Origin of the sequence: Roseococcus suduntuyensis (genome assembly GCF_014196305.1) — a bacterium.
GTDB lineage: Bacteria > Pseudomonadota > Alphaproteobacteria > Acetobacterales > Acetobacteraceae > Roseococcus > Roseococcus suduntuyensis.
In genome coordinates this window covers 33453-51688 of the sequence record NZ_JACIDJ010000007.1, presented here as the reverse complement: position 1 = coordinate 51688, position 18236 = coordinate 33453, and the positions used below count along the sequence as shown (strand labels likewise).

Here is an 18236-nt window from a genome sequence, read left to right as displayed (position 1 = left end):
TGCTCCGCACGGCACGGGGCGTTCTTGCCCGCGGGCCTTTTCCACGTTGATCGGCCAGAGCGCCAACAGGAGATTCGCCCGCGTGCAAGTCGTCGTCCGGGACAACAATGTTGATCAGGCGCTCAAGGCGCTCAAGAAGAAGCTGCAGCGCGAGGGTGTGTTCCGCGAGATGAAGCTTCGCCGCCACTACGAAAAGCCGAGCGAGCGCCGCGCCCGTGAGGCCGCCGAGGCCGTTCGTCGCGCCCGCAAGGTGGAGCGCAAGCGGCTGGAGCGCGAGGGCTTCTAAAGCCCCCTCTTCCTGACATCGCACGCGGACAGGGCGCCACCTTCGGGTGGGCGCCCTTTTCGCGTTCGTGCGAAAATGGAAAGGGACGTCCCCAAGAAAGGAGCGCCCCCAAGACGTTCAGGATAGGCTCTGAAGGATCCGGCCGCACAGCGGCCGGCGCCGCTCAACTGACCTTACCGGCCGCGCACCAGCGGTGCGGCGAAAGCCAAGGCGGCGGAGCCGCCGCCCGGCGTTTGAGGGCAAGAAAAAAGCTTCAACACTGACGCGAAGCGTCAGCGTTGAAGCGCCTGCACGATCTCCTGCGTCACCTTCTTCGCATCGCCGAACAGCATCATGGTGTTCGGGCGGAAGAACAGCTCGTTGTCCACGCCCGCATAGCCGCTCGCCATGCCGCGCTTGACGAAGAACACCGTCTTGGCGCGCTCCACGTCCAAGATGGGCATGCCGTAGATGGCGCTGGACTTGTCGGTCTTGGCGGCCGGGTTGGTCACGTCATTGGCCCCGATCACATAGGCCACGTCGGCCTCGGCGAATTCGGGGTTGATCTCCTCCAGCTCGTGCACCTCGTCATAGGGCACGTTCGCCTCGGCCAGCAGCACGTTCATGTGGCCGGGCATGCGGCCGGCGACCGGGTGGATGGCGTAGGAGACCTCCACGCCCTCCTTCTTCAGCAGGTCGGCCATCTCGCGCACCACCTGCTGGGCCTGGGCCACCGCCATGCCATAGCCGGGCACTACGATGATCTTGCCGGCATTCTTCATGATGAAGGCCGCGTCCTCGGGGCTGCCGGCCTTCACAGGCGCACGATCCGCGTTGCCGCCCGCCGCCGCCACGCCGCTCTCGCTGCCGAAGCCGCCCAGCAGCACGTTGATGATGGAGCGGTTCATCCCCTTGCACATGATGTAGGAGAGGATGGCGCCCGAGGCACCCACCAGCGCGCCCGTCACGATCAGCAGCAGGTTGCCGATGGTGAAGCCGATGCCCGCCGCCGCCCAGCCCGAGTAGCTGTTCAGCATGGACACCACCACCGGCATGTCCGCGCCGCCGATGGGGATGATGAGCAGGAAGCCCAGGCCGAAGGCCAGGATCGCGATCATCCAGAACAGGGTGGGCGAGCCGGTGGCGACGAACAGGATCACCAGCAGCAGCAGCAGCACGCCCAGCCCCGCGTTCAGCTTGTGCTGGTTCGCGAAGAGGATGGGCGCGCCCGACATGCGGCCATCCAGCTTGAGGAAGGCGATGACGGAGCCCGAGAAGGTGATGGCGCCGATGGCCAGGCCCAGCGACATCTCGAGCAGCGAGGCGCCCTTGATGTCGCCCGGCACGCCGATGCCGAAGCTCTGCGGCGAGTACATCGCGGCCGCCGCCACGAAGACCGCGGCCAGGCCGACCAGCGAGTGGAAGGCCGCGACCAGCTGCGGCAGCGAGGTCATCTGGATGCGGCTCGCGATGATTGTGCCGATCGAGCCGCCGATGGCGATACCCGCGATGATCAGCACGAAGCCGCCGAAATCCATGCCAGAGTTCAGGATGGTCGCCACGATGGCGATGCCCATCCCGATCATGCCGTACTGGTTGCCCTGGCGCGACGTCTCGGGGTGGGACAGCCCGCGCAGCGCCAGGATGAACAGGACCGAGGCGGCGAGGTAGGCGAGGGTGGCGATGGTGGCCATGTCTGCCTCAGCCCTTCTTCTTCTGGAACATGGAGAGCATGCGGCGCGTCACGAGGAAGCCGCCGAAGATGTTCACGGAGGCCAGGGTGACGGCCAGCACGCCGAACAGGCGGGCCGCGTCGCTCTCGGCCGCCGCGGCGGCGAGGATGCCGCCCACGACGATGACCGAGGAGATGGCGTTGGTCACGCCCATCAGCGGCGAGTGCAGCGCGGGCGTCACCGACCACACCACGTAGTATCCGACGAAGCAGGCCATCAGGAAGATGGTCAGCATCAGCAGGAAGGGTTCCACCACCTGGGCCACGGGGGCCGTGGCCTCGGCGGCGCGGCGGGCGAAGTCCGCCAGCTCGGCGGCGCGGGCCGAAAGCTCGGCGGCGCGGTTGGCCAGTTCCGTCTGGGTGCTCATGGGGGTCTCCGTCAGGCCGCGGGGGCGAACATCTTGTGGACCACGGCGCCAGCGCGCGTCAGCGTGACACCCTGGACGATGTCGTCCTCGGGCGGCAGCTTCGGCGCCTTCGCGTCCTTGTCCCAGAAGGTGGTCAGGAAGGTGAGCAGGTTGCGCGCGTAGAGGGCGCTGGCGGCGGCGGGGATGCGGCCGGGCCAGTTGGTGAAGCCCAGGATCTTCACGCCATTGTCGGTGACATAGGCCTGGCCGGGCTTGGTCAGCGCGCAATTGCCGCCGGCATCGGCCGCGATGTCCACGATGACGCTGCCGGGCTTCATGGAAGCGACCATGGCCTCCGTCACCAGCGTGGGCGCCTTGCGGCCCTGCACCAGCGCGGTGCAGACCACCACGTCCTGCTTGGCGATGTGCGCGGCCACCACCTCGGCCTGCTTGGCGTAGAATTCCGCGGAAAGCTGCTTGGCGTAGCCGCCGGCGGTCTGGGCGGACTTGCTCTCCTCGTCCTCGTGACCCACGAAGCTGGCGCCGAGGGACTTGATCTCCTCCTTGGCGGCCGGGCGCACATCGGTGGCCGAGACGCGCCCGCCCAGGCGGCGGCCGGTGGCGATGGCCTGCAGGCCCGCAACACCCGCGCCCATCACGAAGACGTTCGCGGCGGGCACGGTGCCGGCCGCCGTCATCAGCATGGGAAAGCCACGGTCGAAGGCGCCCGCGCCCTCGATCACGGCGCGGTAGCCCGCCAGGTTCGCCTGGGAGGAGAGCACGTCCATGCTCTGCGCGCGGGTGATGCGCGGCAGGAGTTCCATGGAGCAAGCCTCTACACCCGCGGTCGCATAGGCCTGGGCGGCGGCGGCATCAGCCTGGAGCGTGCCGATCAGCAGCGCACCCTGGGGCAGGGCCACCTCCGGCGCGCGGACGGTGAAGACGATGGCCGCCCCCGCCACGGTGGCGGCGGCGTCGGTGGCCAGGGTGGCACCCGCCGCCGCGTATTCGGCATCGGGGAAGCCCGAGGCGGTGCCCGCACCCTGCTCCACCGTGACGTCGAGACCGAGGGCGATGAGTTTCTTCACCGTCTCGGGCGTCGCCGCCACTCGGCTTTCGCCGGGTTTCGTCTCCTTCAGGACCGCAAGGCGCATCAGGCCATATCCCCCGTTGAATGGTCGGCTATTTGTCCGGACGCTGCATATGCACGCTGCGGCCCCCGGCGCAAGCCGTTGCGTTCATGTCATGTGACGGAGAACTTGCCGCCAGACCCGCAGGAAATTGCCGGACCAGAGCAGCCCGATCTCGCGCGGGCCATAGCCGCGCCGGGCCAGTTCGGCGGTGATGGCGGCGGTTTCCCCCGCATGCATCCAGCCCTGTACACCGCCCCCTCCGTCAAAATCGGACGAAATGCCGACATGATCCAGGCCGATGCGCCGCACCGCATGGTCCACATGGTCCACCAGGTCCGCCACCGTCGCCTGGGCCGCGCCATTGGGGGGTGCGGGTTTCAGGAAGGAGGCGACGGCCGTGATCTGGGCGACTCCGCCACAGGCGCGGAGGGCGTCCAGCTGCTCGTCATCCAGGTTGCGCGGGTGGGCGTTCAGCGCGGCGCAGGCGGTGTGGGTGACGGCGACGGGCGCGCGGGAGACCTCGCAGGCCTGCATCATGCCGGCCTTGGACACATGGGCGCAGTCCAGCATCAGCCCCACGCGGTTCATCTCCGCGATGGCGGCGCGGCCGAGGGCCGTCAGCCCGCCATGCTCCTCCTCCGCATCGCCCAGGTTCTTGCGGGGGCGGGCGCTGTCGGACAGCGCGTTGTGCCCGTCATGGGTCAGCGTCAGGTAGATGGCGCCCAGCCGCCGCCACAGCGCGATGCGGCCGAGGTCATGGCCCATGGCATAGCCGTTCTCGACGGCCGAGAGCACGGCGGGCACGCCGGCCGCGAAGGCGGCCTCCACCTCGTCCGGGGTGGCGCAGAAACGGGCGGTGGTGCCGTCCGCGCGGTCACGGATGTGGCGCAGCATGGCCTCGGCGCGGGCGGCGGCGGCGGCATGGCCCACATGGTCGCGCGGCCCCTGGGCGACATAGGCGATGAAGACGGCGGCCGACATGCCGCCTTCGCGCATCTTGGGCAGGTCCACGCAACGGTCGGTCTGGGTGAGCCAGTCCGGCGGCTCCGGCCAGCGGATATCAATGTGCGTGTCGAGGATCAGCGGGTTGTTCATCGGCCGAAGCCTGACAGGAAACGGGCCAGGAGGTCACCCAGGATGTCGCAATTGTAGCCGCCCTCCTGGCAGATGGCGGTGGGCAGGTGGAGCGCGCCGATGGCCTCCCCGGCGCGGGCGAAGCCCTCGACCGTGACCTTCAGTGCGGCCAGGGGCTCATGCTCGCTCGCGTCGAAGCCCAGCGAAAGGACCAGCGCCTCGGGCTTGAAGGCGCGGATCGCCTCCAGCCCCTGCCCGATGGCGGCCAGCCATTCGCCATCTCCGGTGCCGAAGGGCAGGGGCAGGTTCCGGTTGCAGCCCGTGCCCGGCCCCGCCCCACGCTCGGCCGCATGGCCCACGAACCAGGGATAATAGCGGTTCGGGTCGCCATGGACCGAGACGGTCAGCACATCGCCCCGCTTCCAGAAGATGCCCTGGGTGCCGTTGCCATGGTGGCTGTCAATGTCGAGCACGGCCACGCGCGCGGCGCCGGCGAGGCGCAGCGCCTCCACCGCGATGGCTGCGTTGTTGATGTAGCAATGCCCGCCGGCCCGCGCGGCATAGGCGTGGTGGCCGGGCGGGCGGCAGAGCGCGTAGGCGTCCCCGCCGCCAGCCGCGACCTGTGCCGCGGCCAGGGCGCAGGCGGCAGCGCCCCGCGCGGCGTCCCAGGTGCCGGGGCCGATGGGGCAGGCGGCGTCGGCGGTGAACCAGCCCACGCGGCCCACCAGGCCCCCCGGCACCCGCCCGCCCTGGCTGATCATCTCGGGCGTGGGGTGGACATTGCCGACCACCTCGGGGCCGGGCTCGGGCAGGGTGGCCCATTCGGCGGCGGCGTCGCGCAGGAAGTCGAGATAGGCGGGTTCATGGGCCCAGAGCAGGGCGTGGTGCGGGATCCCGGGCGCCACCTCCGGCACGAGGCCCAGCCGCGCCAGGCCCTCGCGCAGGGAGGCCGCGCGGGCCGGGATTTCGTAATTCGCCCGCAGCGCCCCGCGCATGAGGAAGAATTTCGGGTGGTGGGCGGCCTCGCCCGGATCGTGGAAGGCTTTCATGGGGGCACGGTAACACCGGCTGGCCCCTCGACAACCAAGCCCGGCGCTGTTGTGCTGGCTGCATGCCTTCCCTGGACCCAGGCGCCCGGCGCGCCATCCTCGACGCTTGCGATTCCCTCCGCGACGACAGCCTGGACTGGCTGTTCCGCCTGGTGCGCTGCCCCTCCACCCTCGGCAACGAGGCAGGGGCGCTGAACGAGATGGAGCGGCTCTACCGGCATCTCGGCCTCGACCCCTTCCGCATCCCGACCGACCCGGAGGCGATGGCGGGCCATCCGGGCCTCTCGCCGCCGCTGATCCCCTATGCGGGCCGCGACAATGTGGCGGCGATCCATCGCCCGCGCGCCGCGTCCGGCCGGTCCCTGCTGCTGCAAGGCCATGTGGACGTGGTGCCCGAGGGCGCGGCGGACATGTGGGAAACGCCGCCCTATGCGCCGTCCATCCGCAATGGCCGCATCCATGGCCGGGGCGCGGGCGACATGAAGGCGGGCATCGTCAGCTACGCCATGGCCTTCGCCGCGCTGAAGCGCGCCGGGCTGCAACCCGCCGCCGAGGTGCAGATGGCCGCCGTGATCGAGGAGGAATGCACCGGCAATGGCGCGCTGGCCGCCATGCTGGCCCTGCCCAAGCCCGATGCCGTGATCATCCCCGAGCCAGGGCCGGGGGTGGATGCGCTTTATACGGCCGAGGTCGGCGTGGTCTGGGCCTGGGTGACCGTCAGCGGTCGCCCCGCCCATGTGCGCGACATGCAGGCGGGCGTGAACGCCATCGAGGCCGCCGGCATCATCGCCGCCGCCTTCAAGGACTACGAGGCCGAGCGCAACCGCGCCGAGCACATCGCCGCCGAGTTCCATGGCGTGAACCACCCGGTGAACGTGAACCTCGGCACCATCGAGGGCGGCGAGTGGAATTCCTCGGTGGCGACCCGTTGCCGCATCGGCCTGCGCGTCGGCGTCATGCTGGGCTACACGGCCGCCGAGACGAAGCGCGACATCGAGCGCCTGGTGGCCCAGGCCAGCCAGCACGAACGCCTGCGCGGCGCCCAGGTGAAGCTGGAGTTCAAGGGCTTCATGGCCGACCCCTGCACCTTCCCGCGCGACACCGAGATCAGCACGCTCGCCCGTCGCAGCCATGCGGACGCCACGGGCGGCACCCTGCGCGACTACCCGGCCACCGGCCTGACCGATGGCCGCCATTACGTGCTCTACCAGGGCACGCCCTGCGCCGTGTTCGGGCCGGACGCGCAGGACATCCACGGCATTGACGAGAATGTGGGCGTGGAGAGCGTGCACGGCATCACGCGCAGCATCGCGTTGGCCATGGCCGAATGGTGTGGGGTGGAGCGCGCATGATGGTGCCGCCGATTCACGCCTCCGGTGCGCGCTGCGCTGCGCCCTCCGGCGATCGGGGCATGACGGCGCCGCCGATTCACGCCTTCGGGCTTCGCGTCGCTGCGCCCTCCGGCGATCGGGGGCAGGCATGAAGAACATTCCTTTCTCCGCCGCCCGCCTCTGGGCGGACCTGCACGAGGTGGCCCGGATCGGCGGCACCCCGCGCGGCGGCTGCAACCGCCAGGCCCTGACCGACCTGGACGGCGAGGCCCGCGCCTGGCTGGTGGAACGCGCCACCGCCTATGGCTGCACCCTGCACCTCGACCCCTTCGGCAACATGGCGCTGCTGCGGCCGGGGCGGGATGCGTCGCGCAAGCCGGTGGCGTTCGGCAGCCACCTCGACACCCAGCCCACGGGCGGGAAGTTCGACGGGGTGCTGGGCGTGCTGGCCGGGCTGGAGGTGTTGCGCGCCCTGCACGAGGCGGGTGCGGAGACCGAGGCGCCGCTCATGCTGGTGAACTTCACCAATGAGGAGGGCGCGCGCTTCTCGCCGCCGATGATGGGCAGTGGCGCCGCCATGGGCATCTTCCCGCCCGAACAGGTGCTGGGCACGACCGACGCGGCGGGCGTCACCTTCGGCGATGAACTGGCCCGCATCGGCTGGCGCGGTTTCGAAACGCTGCCCGAGATGGCGGCCTTCCTCGAACTCCACATCGAGCAGGGCCCGGTGCTGGAGCGCGAGGGCAAGTCGGTCGGCATCGTCACCCATGCGCTGGCCCAGCGCTGGTACGACGTGGTGGTGGAGGGCGCCGAGGCGCATGGCGGCAGCGCCATGGCCGGCCGGCGAGACGCCCTGGTGGCGGCCAGCCACCTCATCGCGGCGGTGGAGGAGATCGCCATCGCCGCCCGCGCGCCCGATGGGGAGCTGGGCCGCGGCACGGTCGGGCGCATCATGGTGCATCCCGACAGCCGCAACGTCGCTCCGGGCCGGGTCTGGTTCAGCGTGGACACGCGCCATGGCGACCCCGCGCAGCTCGACGCCATGGGCGATGCGCTGCGGGCACGGGCCGCCGAGATCGCGCGCGCGCGGGACGTGGCCATCACGGTCAGCGATTTCTGGCATTCCCCGCCCATCCGCTTCGACGCCACGCTGCTGGGCCATCTGCGCGCGGCGGCGGCGCGGCGGGGCATCGCGGCGAAGGAGATGCCCACCGGCATCGGCCATGATGCCGTCTATGTCGCGCGCCGCGTGCCCACCGCCATGATCTTCGTGCCCTGCCATGGCGGGCTGTCCCACAACGAGGCCGAGAGCATCACCCCCGAATGGGCCGAGGCGGGCCTGCTGGTGCTGGCCGATGCCATATTGGAGGCGGCGCAATGAGAATCGCCATCGGCGGCTTCCTGCACGAAAGCCATTCCTTCGCCCCGCGCGCGACGGGCTGGGAGGATTTCCTCAAGCCTGGCGGCCTGCCGCCCCTGCTGCACCGCGACGAGTTGGTGGAAGGGCTGCGGACCACCTCGGCCTGCGCCGCCGGCGCCATCGCGGCCTGTGACGCGGCGGGTGCGACCATCGCCCCGCTCGCCTGGGCCTTCGCCAACCCCGCCGGGCCGGTGACGCGCGCGGCCTTCGAGCGGCTGTCGGCACTGATTCTCGCCGCGCTTTCGGACGCGCTGGATGAGGCGCCGCTGGACGGCGTGTTCCTCGACCTGCACGGCGCCATGGTCAGCGACGACTTCCCCGACGCCGAGGGCGAATTGCTGCGCCGCGCCCGCGCCGTGGTGGGTCCGGACATCCCCATCGCCGTCACGCTGGACCCGCACGCGAACATGACGCGCCTGATGGCGGAATGCGCCGATGTGCTGGTGCCCTACCGCACCTATCCGCATGTGGACATGCGCGCCGTGGGCCGCCGCGCGACCGAATTGCTGCTGGCGCGCATCCGTCGCGGCGCACCCTGGGCGATGGCCTTCCGGGAGCTGGATTTCCTCATCCCCATCACCAGCCAATGCACCATGGTCGAGCCCATGTCGGGCGTGATGGAGGCGCGTGCGCGGCTGGAGGCCGGCGTCGTCGAACTCGGCTACTGCTTCGGCTTCCCCTATGCGGATTTCGCGGGCTGCGGCCAGGCCATCGCCTGCTGGGCCGAGACGCAGGAGGCCGCAGAGGAAGCCGCCGATGCCCTGGCGCGGGAGATCACGTCGCGGGAGGCCGACTTCACCGGCGGCGTGATGGAGGCCGATGCGGCGGTGGCCGAGGCGTTGCGCCTCTCGGACGGGGCGGGCAAGCCCGTCATCATCGCCGACACCCAGGACAATCCGGGTGGCGGCGGGCATGGCGACACCACGGGACTCTTGGCGGAACTGCTGCGCCAGGGGGCACCCGCCGCGCTGGCCCCCATGAACGACGCGGAAGCCGCCGCCGCCTGCCACGCGGCAGGGGAGGGGGCCACGGTGACGCTGGACCTCGGCGGCAAGAGCGACGGCGTGCCGCTGCGGGTGACGGGCGTGGTGGAAAGGCTTTCGGACGGGCGCTTCACCCTGGAAGGGCCGATGGGCGCGGGCAACCCCGCCAATCTGGGCCTGACCGCCCTGCTGCGGGTGGGGTCGGTCCGGGTGGTGATCGTCTCGCGCAAGATGCAGGCGCATGACCAGGCGGTGTTCCGCCATCTGGGCGTGGAGCCGGCCGCGGAGCGGATCGTCGCCGTGAAGTCCTCGGTGCATTTCCGGGCGCATTTCCAGCCCATCGCGGCGGCGGTGCTGGTGGCGGCGGCACCTGGCCCGGTGGTGGCGGACCCTGCCACGCTGCCCTTCACGGCGCTGCGGCCGGGGCTGCGCCTCAGGCCTGGGGACAACCGGCGCTTCGGGGGCTAGCTGGGCGGCTGATTCACGGCTTCGGTGAAATACCGAAGCCGATCAGACGCTAACGCTCCAGCTTCGCCATCCAGCCCTCGGCGGTTGCTTCCAGCTTGCGGGCACCTTCCTGCGCCGCCAGCGCGTCGCCATGGGCGGTGGTGAGCTGGCAGGCATATTTCCGCAGGCTGTTCTCCAGCCCCGCGACGGCACCGCCCAGCTCGCCCAGGTTGGACTGGAACGCCGCCACGGCGGCGCGCTGTTCCTCCAGCGCGGCGTCCAGCGCGGCGAGGGCATGGCGAAGCCTGTCCTCGGGCGCGGGTTCGGCGGGGGCGCGCTGCGGGAAGAGCAGGATTTCGGCGCTGGGCATGGGGGCTCCGTCGGCAATCTCTGAAGAAATTGCTATCCCATCACGAATTTTAAGACAACATAAATATCTTGAGATTTGGTTAACAAAACCGAGACGTCTTGGCTCACACCAGGAAGGGCAGCAGCAGGCAGGCCGCCGCCCCCACCGACAGCACCCAGCGCAGCCGCATGTAGAAGCCCGGCACCAGGCCCCGTGAGGCCGCCCATTGCTCGACCGCCGCCGTGGCCAGGATGCCCACGGCCAGCAGCAGCAGCGACGGCGCCTCGAACAGCATCATGGCCGCCCAGCCGATCAGCGAGGGCACCACCCCCAGCACCAGCCGCGTCGGCGTGGCCCAGGCCTCGCCCACCGGCGCCCGCAGCGCCAGCCCCCAATGCACGGCGCCCAGGAAGGACAGGATGACGGCGCCATAGGCGATCAGCGCCCCGCGCGCGAAGCCCCCCCAGTGGTCGGGGGCCAGCAGCACGGCCAGCGCCGCGGCGGCGAAGGGCAGCAGGCCCGAGAGGCCCAGGGTCCAGAGAAGGCGTTGATGCGCGGCGTCCATGCGGCGCACATCAGCCGCAAGAGGTGCCGCGGTGCAAGAGGTGTGCGCGCGACCGGCCGTTGCGCTATAGCCCCGCCATGGGCATGTTTCTGGAAATCGGTTTCATCGTGCTGCTGACGCTGATCAATGGCGTCTTCGCGATGAGCGAGCTTGCTGTCGTCTCTTCACGAAGGGGGCGGCTGCAGGCGATGGAGCGCGCGGGCACCCCCGGCGCCGCCGCCGCCCTGGCCCTGCACGAGAACCCCGGCCGCTTCCTGCCCACGGTGCAGGTGGGCATCACGCTGGTGGGCATCCTGGCCGGCGTCTTCGGTGGCGCCGCCCTGGCCCGCCCAGTGGGCGAGGCGCTGGAGGAACTGCCCTTCGTCTTCGGCTATGGCCAGGCCTTGGCCTTCGGCCTCGTCGTGCTGGCCATCACCTATGCCAACCTGATCCTGGGCGAGCTGGTGCCCAAGCAGCTGGCCCTTCGCAATCCGGAGCGGGTGGCCTCGGTCGTGGCGCCGGCGCTGACCGTGCTGGCGCGGGTGACGGGGCCTTTTATCTGGCTGCTCTCCAGCTCCTCCGCCGCCATCCTGCGCCTCTTCGGCACCCATGCGCCCAACGAGAATGGCGTGACCGAGGAGGAGGTGAAGGCCGTGGTGGCCGAGGGCGTGCAGGCCGGCGCGCTCGACCCCAACGAGCGCCAGATGATCGAGCGCGTGCTGCGCTTGGCCGACCGGCCCGTGCGCGCGCTGATGACGCCGCGCAACGAGGTCGCCTGGATCGACCGCCACGCCGCCCCGGAGGCGGTGGCCGAGGCGCTGCGGGCCGACAACGTCACCCGCTTCATCGTGGCCGACCGCCGCGTGGACAATGTCGTGGGCGTGGTGGCGGTGAAGGATCTGCTGGACCAGATGCTGGCGGGCGGCGCCATCTCCATCCCCGCCGCGCTGCGCCAGCCCACCGTGCTGCCGGACAACCTCTCCGCGCTGGACGCGCTGGAACGGCTGCGGTCGGACCCCCTGGGCATGGCGCTGGTGCTCGACGAATATGGCAGCTTCGAGGGGGTCGTGACGGCCTCCGACCTGCTGGAGGCCATCGTGGGCGAATTGGGTCCCGCCCTGGACGCGGCCCCCGGCGCCATCGCCCGCTTCGACGGTTCCATCCTGCTGGACGGGATGATGGCGCTGGATGAGCTGCGCGGGCGGCTGAAGGATTTCGAGCCGCCGCCCCAATCGGGCCATTACCACACGGTGGCCGGACTGATGATGGCGCTGCTGCAGCGCATCCCGCGCGAGGCGGACCGCATCGCCTACAGCGGCTGGCGCTTCGAGGTCGTGGACATGGACGGGCGCCGCGTGGACAAGGTGCTGGCGCTGAAGGAGGGGGCGACGGGCGCGCCGCTGGTGGCACCCCCCATCGCCGTGCTGCCGCTGGAGGGCAGCCCCGCCGAGCGCCCCTCTACTTTGCGGCCCCAGCCTTCGCGATCGGTGGAATGAACTGCGCCTCGGTGTCCCAGGGGAACAGGATCCAGGTGTCCTGGCTCACCTCGGTCACGAAGCTGTCCACCAGGGGCTTGCCGGCGGGCTTGGCGTAGATGGTGGCGAAATGCGCGCCGGGCAGCATGGCGCGCACCAGGCGGGCGGTGGTGCCGGTGTCCACCAGATCATCCACCAGCAGCCAGCCGGTGCCGTCGCCGGCGGCGGCGGGCGCCTTGGCCACGCGCGGGTCGCCGCGCTTCTCCTCGTCATAGGTGATGACGCTGACCGTCTCGATGATGCGGCATTCGAGCTCGCGCGCGATGATGGCCGCCGGGATCAGCCCGCCGCGGGTGATGGCCACCACGCCGGTCCAGGGCCCCTTCTCGATCAGCCGCCAAGCGAGAGCCTTGGCATCGCGGTGCAGCTGGTCCCAGCCGACGGTGAAATAACGTGGCGCCACCTTCAATGCATCCTTCCGCCAATGGGCACGGGGAAATCCGGGCGCAGCAGAACAACCGCGCCATTTTCGTCGGGCACGCCCAGCACCAGCACCTCGCTGAGGAAGGGGCCGATCTGCCGGGGCGGGAAGTTCACCACCGCCAGCACCTGCCGACCGATGAGCTTGTCCGGCGTGTAGTGGGCGGTGATCTGCGCGGAGGATTTCCGCACGCCGATCTCGCCGCCGAAATCCACCCAGAGCTTGATGGCGGGCTTGCGCGCCTCCGGGAAGGGCTGGGCGTCCACGATGGTGCCCACCCGGATGTCCACCTTCAGGAAGTCGTCGAAGCCGATCGGATCGCTCATTCCCGCGCGCTAGCCGATTTCCGCGCGGCAGGCGAGGGGTCTTCCCAGGTTTGCCGCAGCGCCACCCCTGGTCCAGAATGGACGTGACATTCCAACTGCCGAGGACACTTCCTGATGCGCGACTTCCACCTGCCCGGCCGCAGCCCGGTGATCGCCGGCCGTGGCATGGCCGCCACCTCCATGCCGGCCGCCTCGCTCGCCGCCATCGAGGTGCTGAAGGCGGGTGGCAATGCGCTGGACGCCGCCATCGCCGCCGTCGCCCTGCTGGGCGTGATCGAGCCGCAGAGCACGGGCATCGGCGGCGACAATTTCTGCCTGTATGCCCCGGCGGGTGGCGATCAGGTGATCGCGATGAACGGCTCGGGCCGCGCGTCCGCGGGCTCCACGCCCGAGGCGCTGCGCGCCAAGGGGCTGACCGCCATGGTCAACACCTCGGTCCATTCCGTGACCATCCCGGGCGCCGTCTCCGCCTGGCAGGCGCTGAACGCGGCCTATGGGCGCAAGGAGCTGGGCTACCTGCTGCAACCCGCCATCCGCGCCGCCGAGGAAGGCTTCCACGTCCATGCCCGCGTGGCGCATGACTGGGAGGAGGCGGCGGGCAAGCTCGCGGGGCACGAGGCCTCGGCGCGGCACTACCTGCCCGGCGGCCGCGCGCCCGTGATGGGCCAGAAGATGCAGTTCCCGGCACTCGCCGCCACGCTGCGCGCCATCGCCAAGGGCGGCGCCCGCGCCTTCTACGAGGGCGAGATCGCGGCCGACATGGTGGCCACCCTGCGCGCCCTGGGCGGCACCCAGACCGAGCAGGACTTCGCCGATGCCCTGCTGGCGGCGGAGTTCGTCACCCCCATCAAGCGGTCCTGGAACGGGCTCGACATCCATCAATGTCCGCCCAACGGCACCGGCATCATCACGCTGATGATCCTGGGCATGCTGGAGAACATGAAGAAGGCCGAGGGCGGGCCGCTCGGCCTCACGCGCCTGCACCGGCACATCGAGGCCGCGCGCCTGGCCTATCGTGACCGCGACGCCTTCGTGGCGGACCCGGCCCAGGTGGAAGTGCCGGTCGAGCATCTGCTCTCCGACGAATACCTGCATGGCCTGGCCCGTGGCATCCAGGACGGCCGCGCCATGGCCGAGCTGCCGCCCGCCGGCACGCTGTTCCCGGTGCATGCGGACACCGTCTATCTCTGCGTGGTGGATGAGGAGGGGAATGCCTGCTCCTTCATCAATTCGCTGTTCGAGAGCTTCGGCTCCGGCATCCTGGCCGAGAAGTCGGGCGTCATGCTGCACAACCGCGGCTTCGGCTTCCGCCTGCAGGACGGCCACCCCAACTGCATCGCGCCCCGCAAGCGGCCCATGCACACCATCATCCCCGGGATGGCGACGCAGAATGGCAAGGCCGTGATGCCCTTCGGCGTGATGGGCGGGCATTTCCAGCCGATGGGGCAGAGCCTGCTGCTGTCCAACATCTTCGAGTGGGGGCTGGACCCGCAGGAGGCGATTGACCTCGCCCGCCTCTTCCCGCGCGAGGGCGCGATCCAGGTGGAGCGCGGCATCCCGGCCGATGTGGTGGCGGGGCTGGACGCCATGGGCCATCGCTGCGTGGCCTGGGACAAGCCGCATGGCGGCGGCCAGGCCATCCTGATGGACCACGCGCGCGGCTGCCTGATCGGCGGCAGCGATCCGCGCAAGGATGGCTGCGTCATCGGCTATTGAGGAAATCCCGGACATGACCGAACCCTGCGAACTGCCCGCCACCACCGCCCGGCGGATGATCGGGCGCAAGAAGCTCTCGCCGGTGGAGCTGCTGGAAAGCTGCCTCGCGCGGATCGAGGCGGTGAACCCGGCCGTGAACGCCATGACGGCCATGGATGTGGATGCCGCCCGCGCCGGCGCCCGCGCGGCCGAGGATGCGGTGATGAAGGGTGAGCGGCTGGGCGCGCTGCACGGCCTGCCGCTCGGCATCAAGGATCTGGAGGAGACGAAGGGGCTTCGCACCACCTGGGGCAGCCTGCTCTTCAAGGACCACATCCCGACGCGCGACGAGGGCATGGTGCGCCACCTGCGCGAAGCGGGCGGCATCGTGCTGGGCAAGACCAATGTGCCGGAATTCGGCCTGGGGGCGAACAGCCGCAACGCGGTCTATGGCGCGACGGGCAATGCCTTCGACCCGACCCACAATGCGGCCGGTTCCTCCGGCGGTTCCGCCGTTGCCCTGGCCTGCGACATGGTGCCGTTGGCCTCAGGCTCGGACACGGGCGGTTCGCTGCGCAACCCCGCGGCTTTCAACGGCATCGTGGGCTACCGCCCCTCGCCGGGGCTGGTGCCCAATGAGCGGCGCGGGCATGGCTGGAACCCGCTCTCCGTGCTGGGCCCCATGGCGCGGGATGTGCCGGACCTCTGCCTGATGCTGTCCGCCATGGCGGGCGACGATGCGGGCGACCCGCTGGCCTACACGCTGCATGCGCGGACGGTGCGGGGCGAGCCCGCCCTGTTCCACCCGCCGCGGGAGCTTGACCTCTCCACCCTGCGCGTGGCGGCAAGCGAGGATTTCGGCCTGGCCTTGGTCGAGGGCGTGGTGCGCCGCAAGTTCCGCCGTATCGTGGAGGGCTGCGGGCCGCTGTTCGGGCGCATCGAGACGGCCACCCCCGACGTGACGGGCGGCGACGAGGCCTTCGAGGTGTTGCGCGCCTCGGGCGCGCTGGCCTCGCACCTGGACCGCGTGCGGAACCACGCCGACAAGTGCGGCCCGAACATGATCGCCAATGTGGAGGAGGGGCTGCGCTACAGCCTGGAGGACCAGGCCCGCGCCGCCAGCCGCCAGACCGTGATCTACCGGAACTTCCAGGCCTTCTTCGAGAAGCACGACGTGCTGATCACGCCCGCCATCACCATCAGCCCCCGCCCCTGGCGCGAGCTGTTCCCGAGCGAGATCGACGGCGAGAAGACCCGCACCTACTTCCACTGGCTGGCCCTGGCCTACTACGTGACGCTGACGGGCCACCCGGCCATCAGCCTGCCCGTGGGCCTGGACGAGAAGGGCTTTCCCTTCGGCCTGCAGATCGTGGGGCCGCGGGGCGGCGACGCCTTCGTGCTGGGGGTCGCGGCCGCGCTGGAGGCGGCGCTGGCGGGCGATGCGGAGTTCGGTCGCCCAAAGCCCGACATCGCCAAGCTGCGCGCGGCACCGCCCATCAGCGGGATGGAGGGCTTCCTCGGCTTCGGCTGAGGCGACCTACCAACGATAATACCGCGGCGGCGGGCGGTGGTAATAGCCCCGCGGCGGGCCGTAATAGCCGCGATAGACCGGCCGCGCCGGGGCGTAATACCGCGGCGGCGGCGCGTAGTAGCGCGGCTGCGACGCGGCACCGATGGCGAGGCCGGCCGCCGCACCCACCCCCGCGCCCACCAGCGCGGTGGCGGCGGGGTCCGGACGCCCATAGGCATCGGTACAGGCCGCGACGCCGAGCAGCCCCAGCAGGCTCATGGCGGTGATGATCTTTCGCATCGGGCGCACTCCTCTGTCTCAAGTATCGTGGCAGGCGGGCGCGGCCGGTTGAAGGTGGGAATGTGGCGCCGCCGTGCCAAAGGTGGCGAGGAGCGGGCGGCGCCTCCGTTGAAGGCCGCGTCCCGCATCTCCGCGCCATGACAAGATGAGGAACGCGGCAAGGTGCCCAAGGGTTGATGCCCGCCCTACCCCTTGCCGGCCGAGAAGGCGTTGAAGGTCTGGAGCGTGTAGGTGTCCTTCACGCCCGCCACGCTCTGCACCCGCTCCACCACGAAGAGGCCGATATCCTGCTCCGGCTCCAGGTAGAACTTCCCCAGCAGGTCATACTGGCCGGAAATGGAATGCATCTCGGACAATTCGGCGATGCTGTCGGCCATCTCCCGGGCCACCCGGTAGGCCTGGCCCATCTCACACTTGATCATCACAAAGATTGCCCGCACGACCATGCTCCCCATGTAGCAAGCGCGGGATATGCCGCGTGCAGGGGCGGCCGTCCACGACGGATGCACCCGCGCGGGGCAATCGGGGCCGATCGCGCCTCAATCGCTGGTAACGAAACGTAACCACCGCCAAGGTTCGCCCTTGCCGAGCTTAGGCTGGCGGTCCATTCATGAGCGGTTAGACACTGAGGCTCCATGCGCGCCTGGCTGCAACTCGGCATCGTCGCCGTCCTCGGCGGCGCCGGCTATCTCTGGCACACCCAGGCGGATGCCTGGGGCGTTCCCGCGCCGCTTTCCCTGCTGGGCCTCGAACGCCCCACGGTGGCCGAAGGCCCGCGTGGGGCGCCGGCCGCGCAGCAGGTCGCGGTCGTGGCGGCGCCGGTCCGGCAGGCCGCTGTGGTGGAGCGGATGGAAAGCGTGGGCACCGTCCGCGCGCGCGAGGCCGTGACCATCACCACCAAGGTGGCCGGCATGGTCACCGCCATCCGCTTCGAGGAAGGTGCCCATGTCCGCGCCGGCGAGGTGCTGATGGAGCTGGACAGCGAGGCCCTCTATGCCGAGCTGTATCAGGCCCGCGCCAGCCTCGACAACGCGCAGAGCCAGCTTGCCCGCGCCCGCGCCCTGCCGGCCGGGCAGGCCGTGGCCCGCGCCCGGGTGGATGAGCTGGAGACCCTGTCCCGCGCCGCCGATGGCCGGCTGCGCCAGATCCAGGCCCGGATTGACGAGCTGCGCCTGACCGCCCCCTTCGATGGGCGGGTGGGCCTTCGCCAGGTCAGCGCCGGCGCGTTGATCCAGCCGGGCACGCCCGTCACAAGCCTGGACGACATCAGCCGCGTGCGCGTGGAGTTCTCCATCCCCGAGGTGCATGTGGCGCGCGTCCGGCCCGGCAGCCTGGTCAGCGCCCGCAGCGCCGCCCATGGCAGCCGCGTCTTCGAGGGGCGGGTGACGGTGATGGACACGCGCATCGACACCGCCACGCGGACCATGCGCGTGATCTCCGAGTTCGACAATTCGGACGAGGCGCTGCGGCCCGGGCTGTTCCTGAACGTCCAGCTCACGCTCGAAACCCGCCCCACCGCCCTGCTGGTGCCGGAGGAGGCGCTGGATTCACTGGGCGAGCGCAGCTTCGTCTATGCCATCCGCGATGGCCGCGCGCGCCGCGTCGAGGTGCAGCTCGGCCTGCGGCTGGCGGGCGAGGTGGAAATCCGCGAGGGGGTTCGCCCCGATGACCAGGTGGTGGTGCGCGGCCTGCAGCGCCTGCGCCCCGACATGCCCGTGCGCGTCACCGAGACCATGACCCGCCCCACGAGCTGACCTCCCTTCAGGCAAGGCCCG

General features: G+C 70.5%; 19 protein-coding genes. 8 read left to right on the top strand and 11 right to left on the bottom strand.

The features are described from left to right. Positions 1 to 82 precede the first annotated feature (82 nt). Positions 83 to 286, top strand: coding sequence for a 30S ribosomal protein S21 (rpsU, locus tag GGQ83_RS16890; protein ID WP_019459559.1), 204 nt, complete (start codon positions 83 to 85; stop codon positions 284 to 286). Between the two features lie 272 nt (positions 287 to 558). On the opposite strand, the gene GGQ83_RS16885 is transcribed toward rpsU, so the two are convergent. From GGQ83_RS16885 to GGQ83_RS16865, 5 genes are all read right to left on the bottom strand, one after another. Beyond that, entirely contained in the window at positions 559 to 1959 is a 1401-nt protein-coding gene (locus GGQ83_RS16885; protein WP_184386161.1) for an NAD(P)(+) transhydrogenase (Re/Si-specific) subunit beta, read from the bottom strand. A gap of 7 nt (positions 1960 to 1966) precedes the next feature. Beyond that, on the bottom strand, positions 1967 to 2365 hold the full coding sequence (locus GGQ83_RS16880) for an NAD(P) transhydrogenase subunit alpha (RefSeq protein WP_184386160.1): 399 nt from the start codon (positions 2363 to 2365) through the stop codon (positions 1967 to 1969). Between the two features lie 11 nt (positions 2366 to 2376). After that, on the bottom strand, positions 2377 to 3498 hold the full coding sequence (locus GGQ83_RS16875; RefSeq protein WP_184386159.1) for a Re/Si-specific NAD(P)(+) transhydrogenase subunit alpha: 1122 nt from the start codon (positions 3496 to 3498) through the stop codon (positions 2377 to 2379). An 84-nt stretch (positions 3499 to 3582) separates the two neighbouring features. Then, a complete protein-coding gene (locus GGQ83_RS16870) occupies positions 3583 to 4572 on the bottom strand; it encodes a dipeptidase (protein WP_184386158.1) in 990 nt (329 codons plus the stop codon). Beyond that, entirely contained in the window at positions 4569 to 5600 is a 1032-nt protein-coding gene (locus GGQ83_RS16865) for a histone deacetylase family protein (protein WP_184386157.1), read from the bottom strand. The genes GGQ83_RS16870 and GGQ83_RS16865 overlap by 4 nt, the downstream gene beginning before the upstream one ends. A gap of 62 nt (positions 5601 to 5662) precedes the next feature. On the opposite strand from GGQ83_RS16865, the gene GGQ83_RS16860 reads away from it, so the two are divergent. The 3 genes from GGQ83_RS16860 to GGQ83_RS16850 all read left to right on the top strand — a co-directional run bounded on the left by GGQ83_RS16860 (position 5663) and on the right by GGQ83_RS16850 (position 9802). Then, the gene (locus tag GGQ83_RS16860; protein WP_184386156.1) at positions 5663 to 6952 is read left to right on the top strand and encodes an ArgE/DapE family deacylase; all 1290 of its coding nucleotides are present in this window, start codon (positions 5663 to 5665) and stop codon (positions 6950 to 6952) included. 127 nt (positions 6953 to 7079) lie between these two features. After that, a complete protein-coding gene (locus GGQ83_RS16855; protein ID WP_184386155.1) occupies positions 7080 to 8312 on the top strand; it encodes an allantoate amidohydrolase in 1233 nt (410 codons plus the stop codon). Then, positions 8309 to 9802, top strand: a complete 1494-nt coding sequence (locus tag GGQ83_RS16850; protein ID WP_184386154.1) for a M81 family metallopeptidase — start codon at positions 8309 to 8311, stop codon at positions 9800 to 9802. The genes GGQ83_RS16855 and GGQ83_RS16850 overlap by 4 nt, the downstream gene beginning before the upstream one ends. Positions 9803 to 9851: 49 nt before the next feature. Here GGQ83_RS16850 and GGQ83_RS16845 read toward each other — a convergent pair whose 3' ends face one another. Together GGQ83_RS16845 and GGQ83_RS16840 are read right to left on the bottom strand one after the other, a co-directional pair. Further along, positions 9852 to 10151 (bottom strand): hypothetical protein, encoded by a 300-nt coding sequence (locus GGQ83_RS16845; protein ID WP_184386153.1) that lies wholly within the window; start codon positions 10149 to 10151, stop codon positions 9852 to 9854. Positions 10152 to 10254: 103 nt separating this feature from the next. Further along, positions 10255 to 10695, bottom strand: coding sequence for a DUF3429 domain-containing protein (locus GGQ83_RS16840; protein ID WP_184386152.1), 441 nt, complete (start codon positions 10693 to 10695; stop codon positions 10255 to 10257). Between the two features lie 77 nt (positions 10696 to 10772). On the opposite strand from GGQ83_RS16840, the gene GGQ83_RS16835 reads away from it, so the two are divergent. Then, entirely contained in the window at positions 10773 to 12170 is a 1398-nt protein-coding gene (locus GGQ83_RS16835; RefSeq protein ID WP_184386151.1) for a hemolysin family protein, read from the top strand. Here GGQ83_RS16835 and gpt read toward each other — a convergent pair. Next, complete coding sequence (gene gpt, locus GGQ83_RS16830) at positions 12133 to 12612, bottom strand: xanthine phosphoribosyltransferase (protein ID WP_184386150.1); 480 nt, start codon at positions 12610 to 12612, stop codon at positions 12133 to 12135. The two genes, GGQ83_RS16835 and gpt, sit on opposite strands and share 38 nt — an antisense overlap. 2 nt (positions 12613 to 12614) lie before the next feature. Further along, entirely contained in the window at positions 12615 to 12956 is a 342-nt protein-coding gene (locus GGQ83_RS16825; protein ID WP_184386149.1) for a tRNA-binding protein, read from the bottom strand. Between the two features lie 114 nt (positions 12957 to 13070). On the opposite strand from GGQ83_RS16825, the gene GGQ83_RS16820 reads away from it, so the two are divergent. Together GGQ83_RS16820 and GGQ83_RS16815 are read left to right on the top strand one after the other, a co-directional pair. Next, on the top strand, positions 13071 to 14672 hold the full coding sequence (locus tag GGQ83_RS16820; RefSeq protein ID WP_184386148.1) for a gamma-glutamyltransferase family protein: 1602 nt from the start codon (positions 13071 to 13073) through the stop codon (positions 14670 to 14672). Positions 14673 to 14685: 13 nt separating this feature from the next. Next, positions 14686 to 16182, top strand: a complete 1497-nt coding sequence (locus tag GGQ83_RS16815; RefSeq protein WP_184386147.1) for an amidase — start codon at positions 14686 to 14688, stop codon at positions 16180 to 16182. A gap of 6 nt (positions 16183 to 16188) precedes the next feature. Here GGQ83_RS16815 and GGQ83_RS16810 read toward each other — a convergent pair whose 3' ends face one another. Both GGQ83_RS16810 and GGQ83_RS16805 read right to left on the bottom strand, forming a co-directional pair. Beyond that, on the bottom strand, positions 16189 to 16461 hold the full coding sequence (locus GGQ83_RS16810) for a hypothetical protein (protein ID WP_184386146.1): 273 nt from the start codon (positions 16459 to 16461) through the stop codon (positions 16189 to 16191). Positions 16462 to 16646: 185 nt separating this feature from the next. Next, positions 16647 to 16883 (bottom strand): Lrp/AsnC ligand binding domain-containing protein, encoded by a 237-nt coding sequence (locus tag GGQ83_RS16805; protein ID WP_242535187.1) that lies wholly within the window; start codon positions 16881 to 16883, stop codon positions 16647 to 16649. A gap of 213 nt (positions 16884 to 17096) precedes the next feature. Between GGQ83_RS16805 and GGQ83_RS16800 the strand changes: the two genes are divergently transcribed. Next, positions 17097 to 18215, top strand: a complete 1119-nt coding sequence (locus GGQ83_RS16800) for an efflux RND transporter periplasmic adaptor subunit (protein ID WP_184386142.1) — start codon at positions 17097 to 17099, stop codon at positions 18213 to 18215. Positions 18216 to 18236 lie beyond the last annotated feature (21 nt).

Bases quoted from the DNA above. Each gene is read 5' to 3' on its own strand.
- GGQ83_RS16885 (WP_184386161.1), bottom strand. From the start codon at position 1,959: ATGGCCACCATCGCCACCCTCGCCTACCTCGCCGCCTCGGTCCTGTTC.
- GGQ83_RS16880 (WP_184386160.1), bottom strand. From the start codon at position 2,365: ATGAGCACCCAGACGGAACTGGCCAACCGCGCCGCCGAGCTTTCGGCC.
- GGQ83_RS16875 (WP_184386159.1), bottom strand. From the start codon at position 3,498: ATGCGCCTTGCGGTCCTGAAGGAGACGAAACCCGGCGAAAGCCGAGTG.
- GGQ83_RS16870 (WP_184386158.1), bottom strand. From the start codon at position 4,572: ATGAACAACCCGCTGATCCTCGACACGCACATTGATATCCGCTGGCCG.
- GGQ83_RS16865 (WP_184386157.1), bottom strand. From the start codon at position 5,600: ATGAAAGCCTTCCACGATCCGGGCGAGGCCGCCCACCACCCGAAATTC.
- GGQ83_RS16860 (WP_184386156.1), top strand. From the start codon at position 5,663: ATGCCTTCCCTGGACCCAGGCGCCCGGCGCGCCATCCTCGACGCTTGC.
- GGQ83_RS16855 (WP_184386155.1), top strand. From the start codon at position 7,080: ATGAAGAACATTCCTTTCTCCGCCGCCCGCCTCTGGGCGGACCTGCAC.
- GGQ83_RS16850 (WP_184386154.1), top strand. From the start codon at position 8,309: ATGAGAATCGCCATCGGCGGCTTCCTGCACGAAAGCCATTCCTTCGCC.
- GGQ83_RS16845 (WP_184386153.1), bottom strand. From the start codon at position 10,151: ATGCCCAGCGCCGAAATCCTGCTCTTCCCGCAGCGCGCCCCCGCCGAA.
- GGQ83_RS16840 (WP_184386152.1), bottom strand. From the start codon at position 10,695: ATGGACGCCGCGCATCAACGCCTTCTCTGGACCCTGGGCCTCTCGGGC.
- GGQ83_RS16835 (WP_184386151.1), top strand. From the start codon at position 10,773: ATGGGCATGTTTCTGGAAATCGGTTTCATCGTGCTGCTGACGCTGATC.
- GGQ83_RS16825 (WP_184386149.1), bottom strand. From the start codon at position 12,956: ATGAGCGATCCGATCGGCTTCGACGACTTCCTGAAGGTGGACATCCGG.
- GGQ83_RS16820 (WP_184386148.1), top strand. From the start codon at position 13,071: ATGCGCGACTTCCACCTGCCCGGCCGCAGCCCGGTGATCGCCGGCCGT.
- GGQ83_RS16815 (WP_184386147.1), top strand. From the start codon at position 14,686: ATGACCGAACCCTGCGAACTGCCCGCCACCACCGCCCGGCGGATGATC.
- GGQ83_RS16810 (WP_184386146.1), bottom strand. From the start codon at position 16,461: ATGCGAAAGATCATCACCGCCATGAGCCTGCTGGGGCTGCTCGGCGTC.
- GGQ83_RS16805 (WP_242535187.1), bottom strand. From the start codon at position 16,883: ATGATCAAGTGTGAGATGGGCCAGGCCTACCGGGTGGCCCGGGAGATG.
- GGQ83_RS16800 (WP_184386142.1), top strand. From the start codon at position 17,097: ATGCGCGCCTGGCTGCAACTCGGCATCGTCGCCGTCCTCGGCGGCGCC.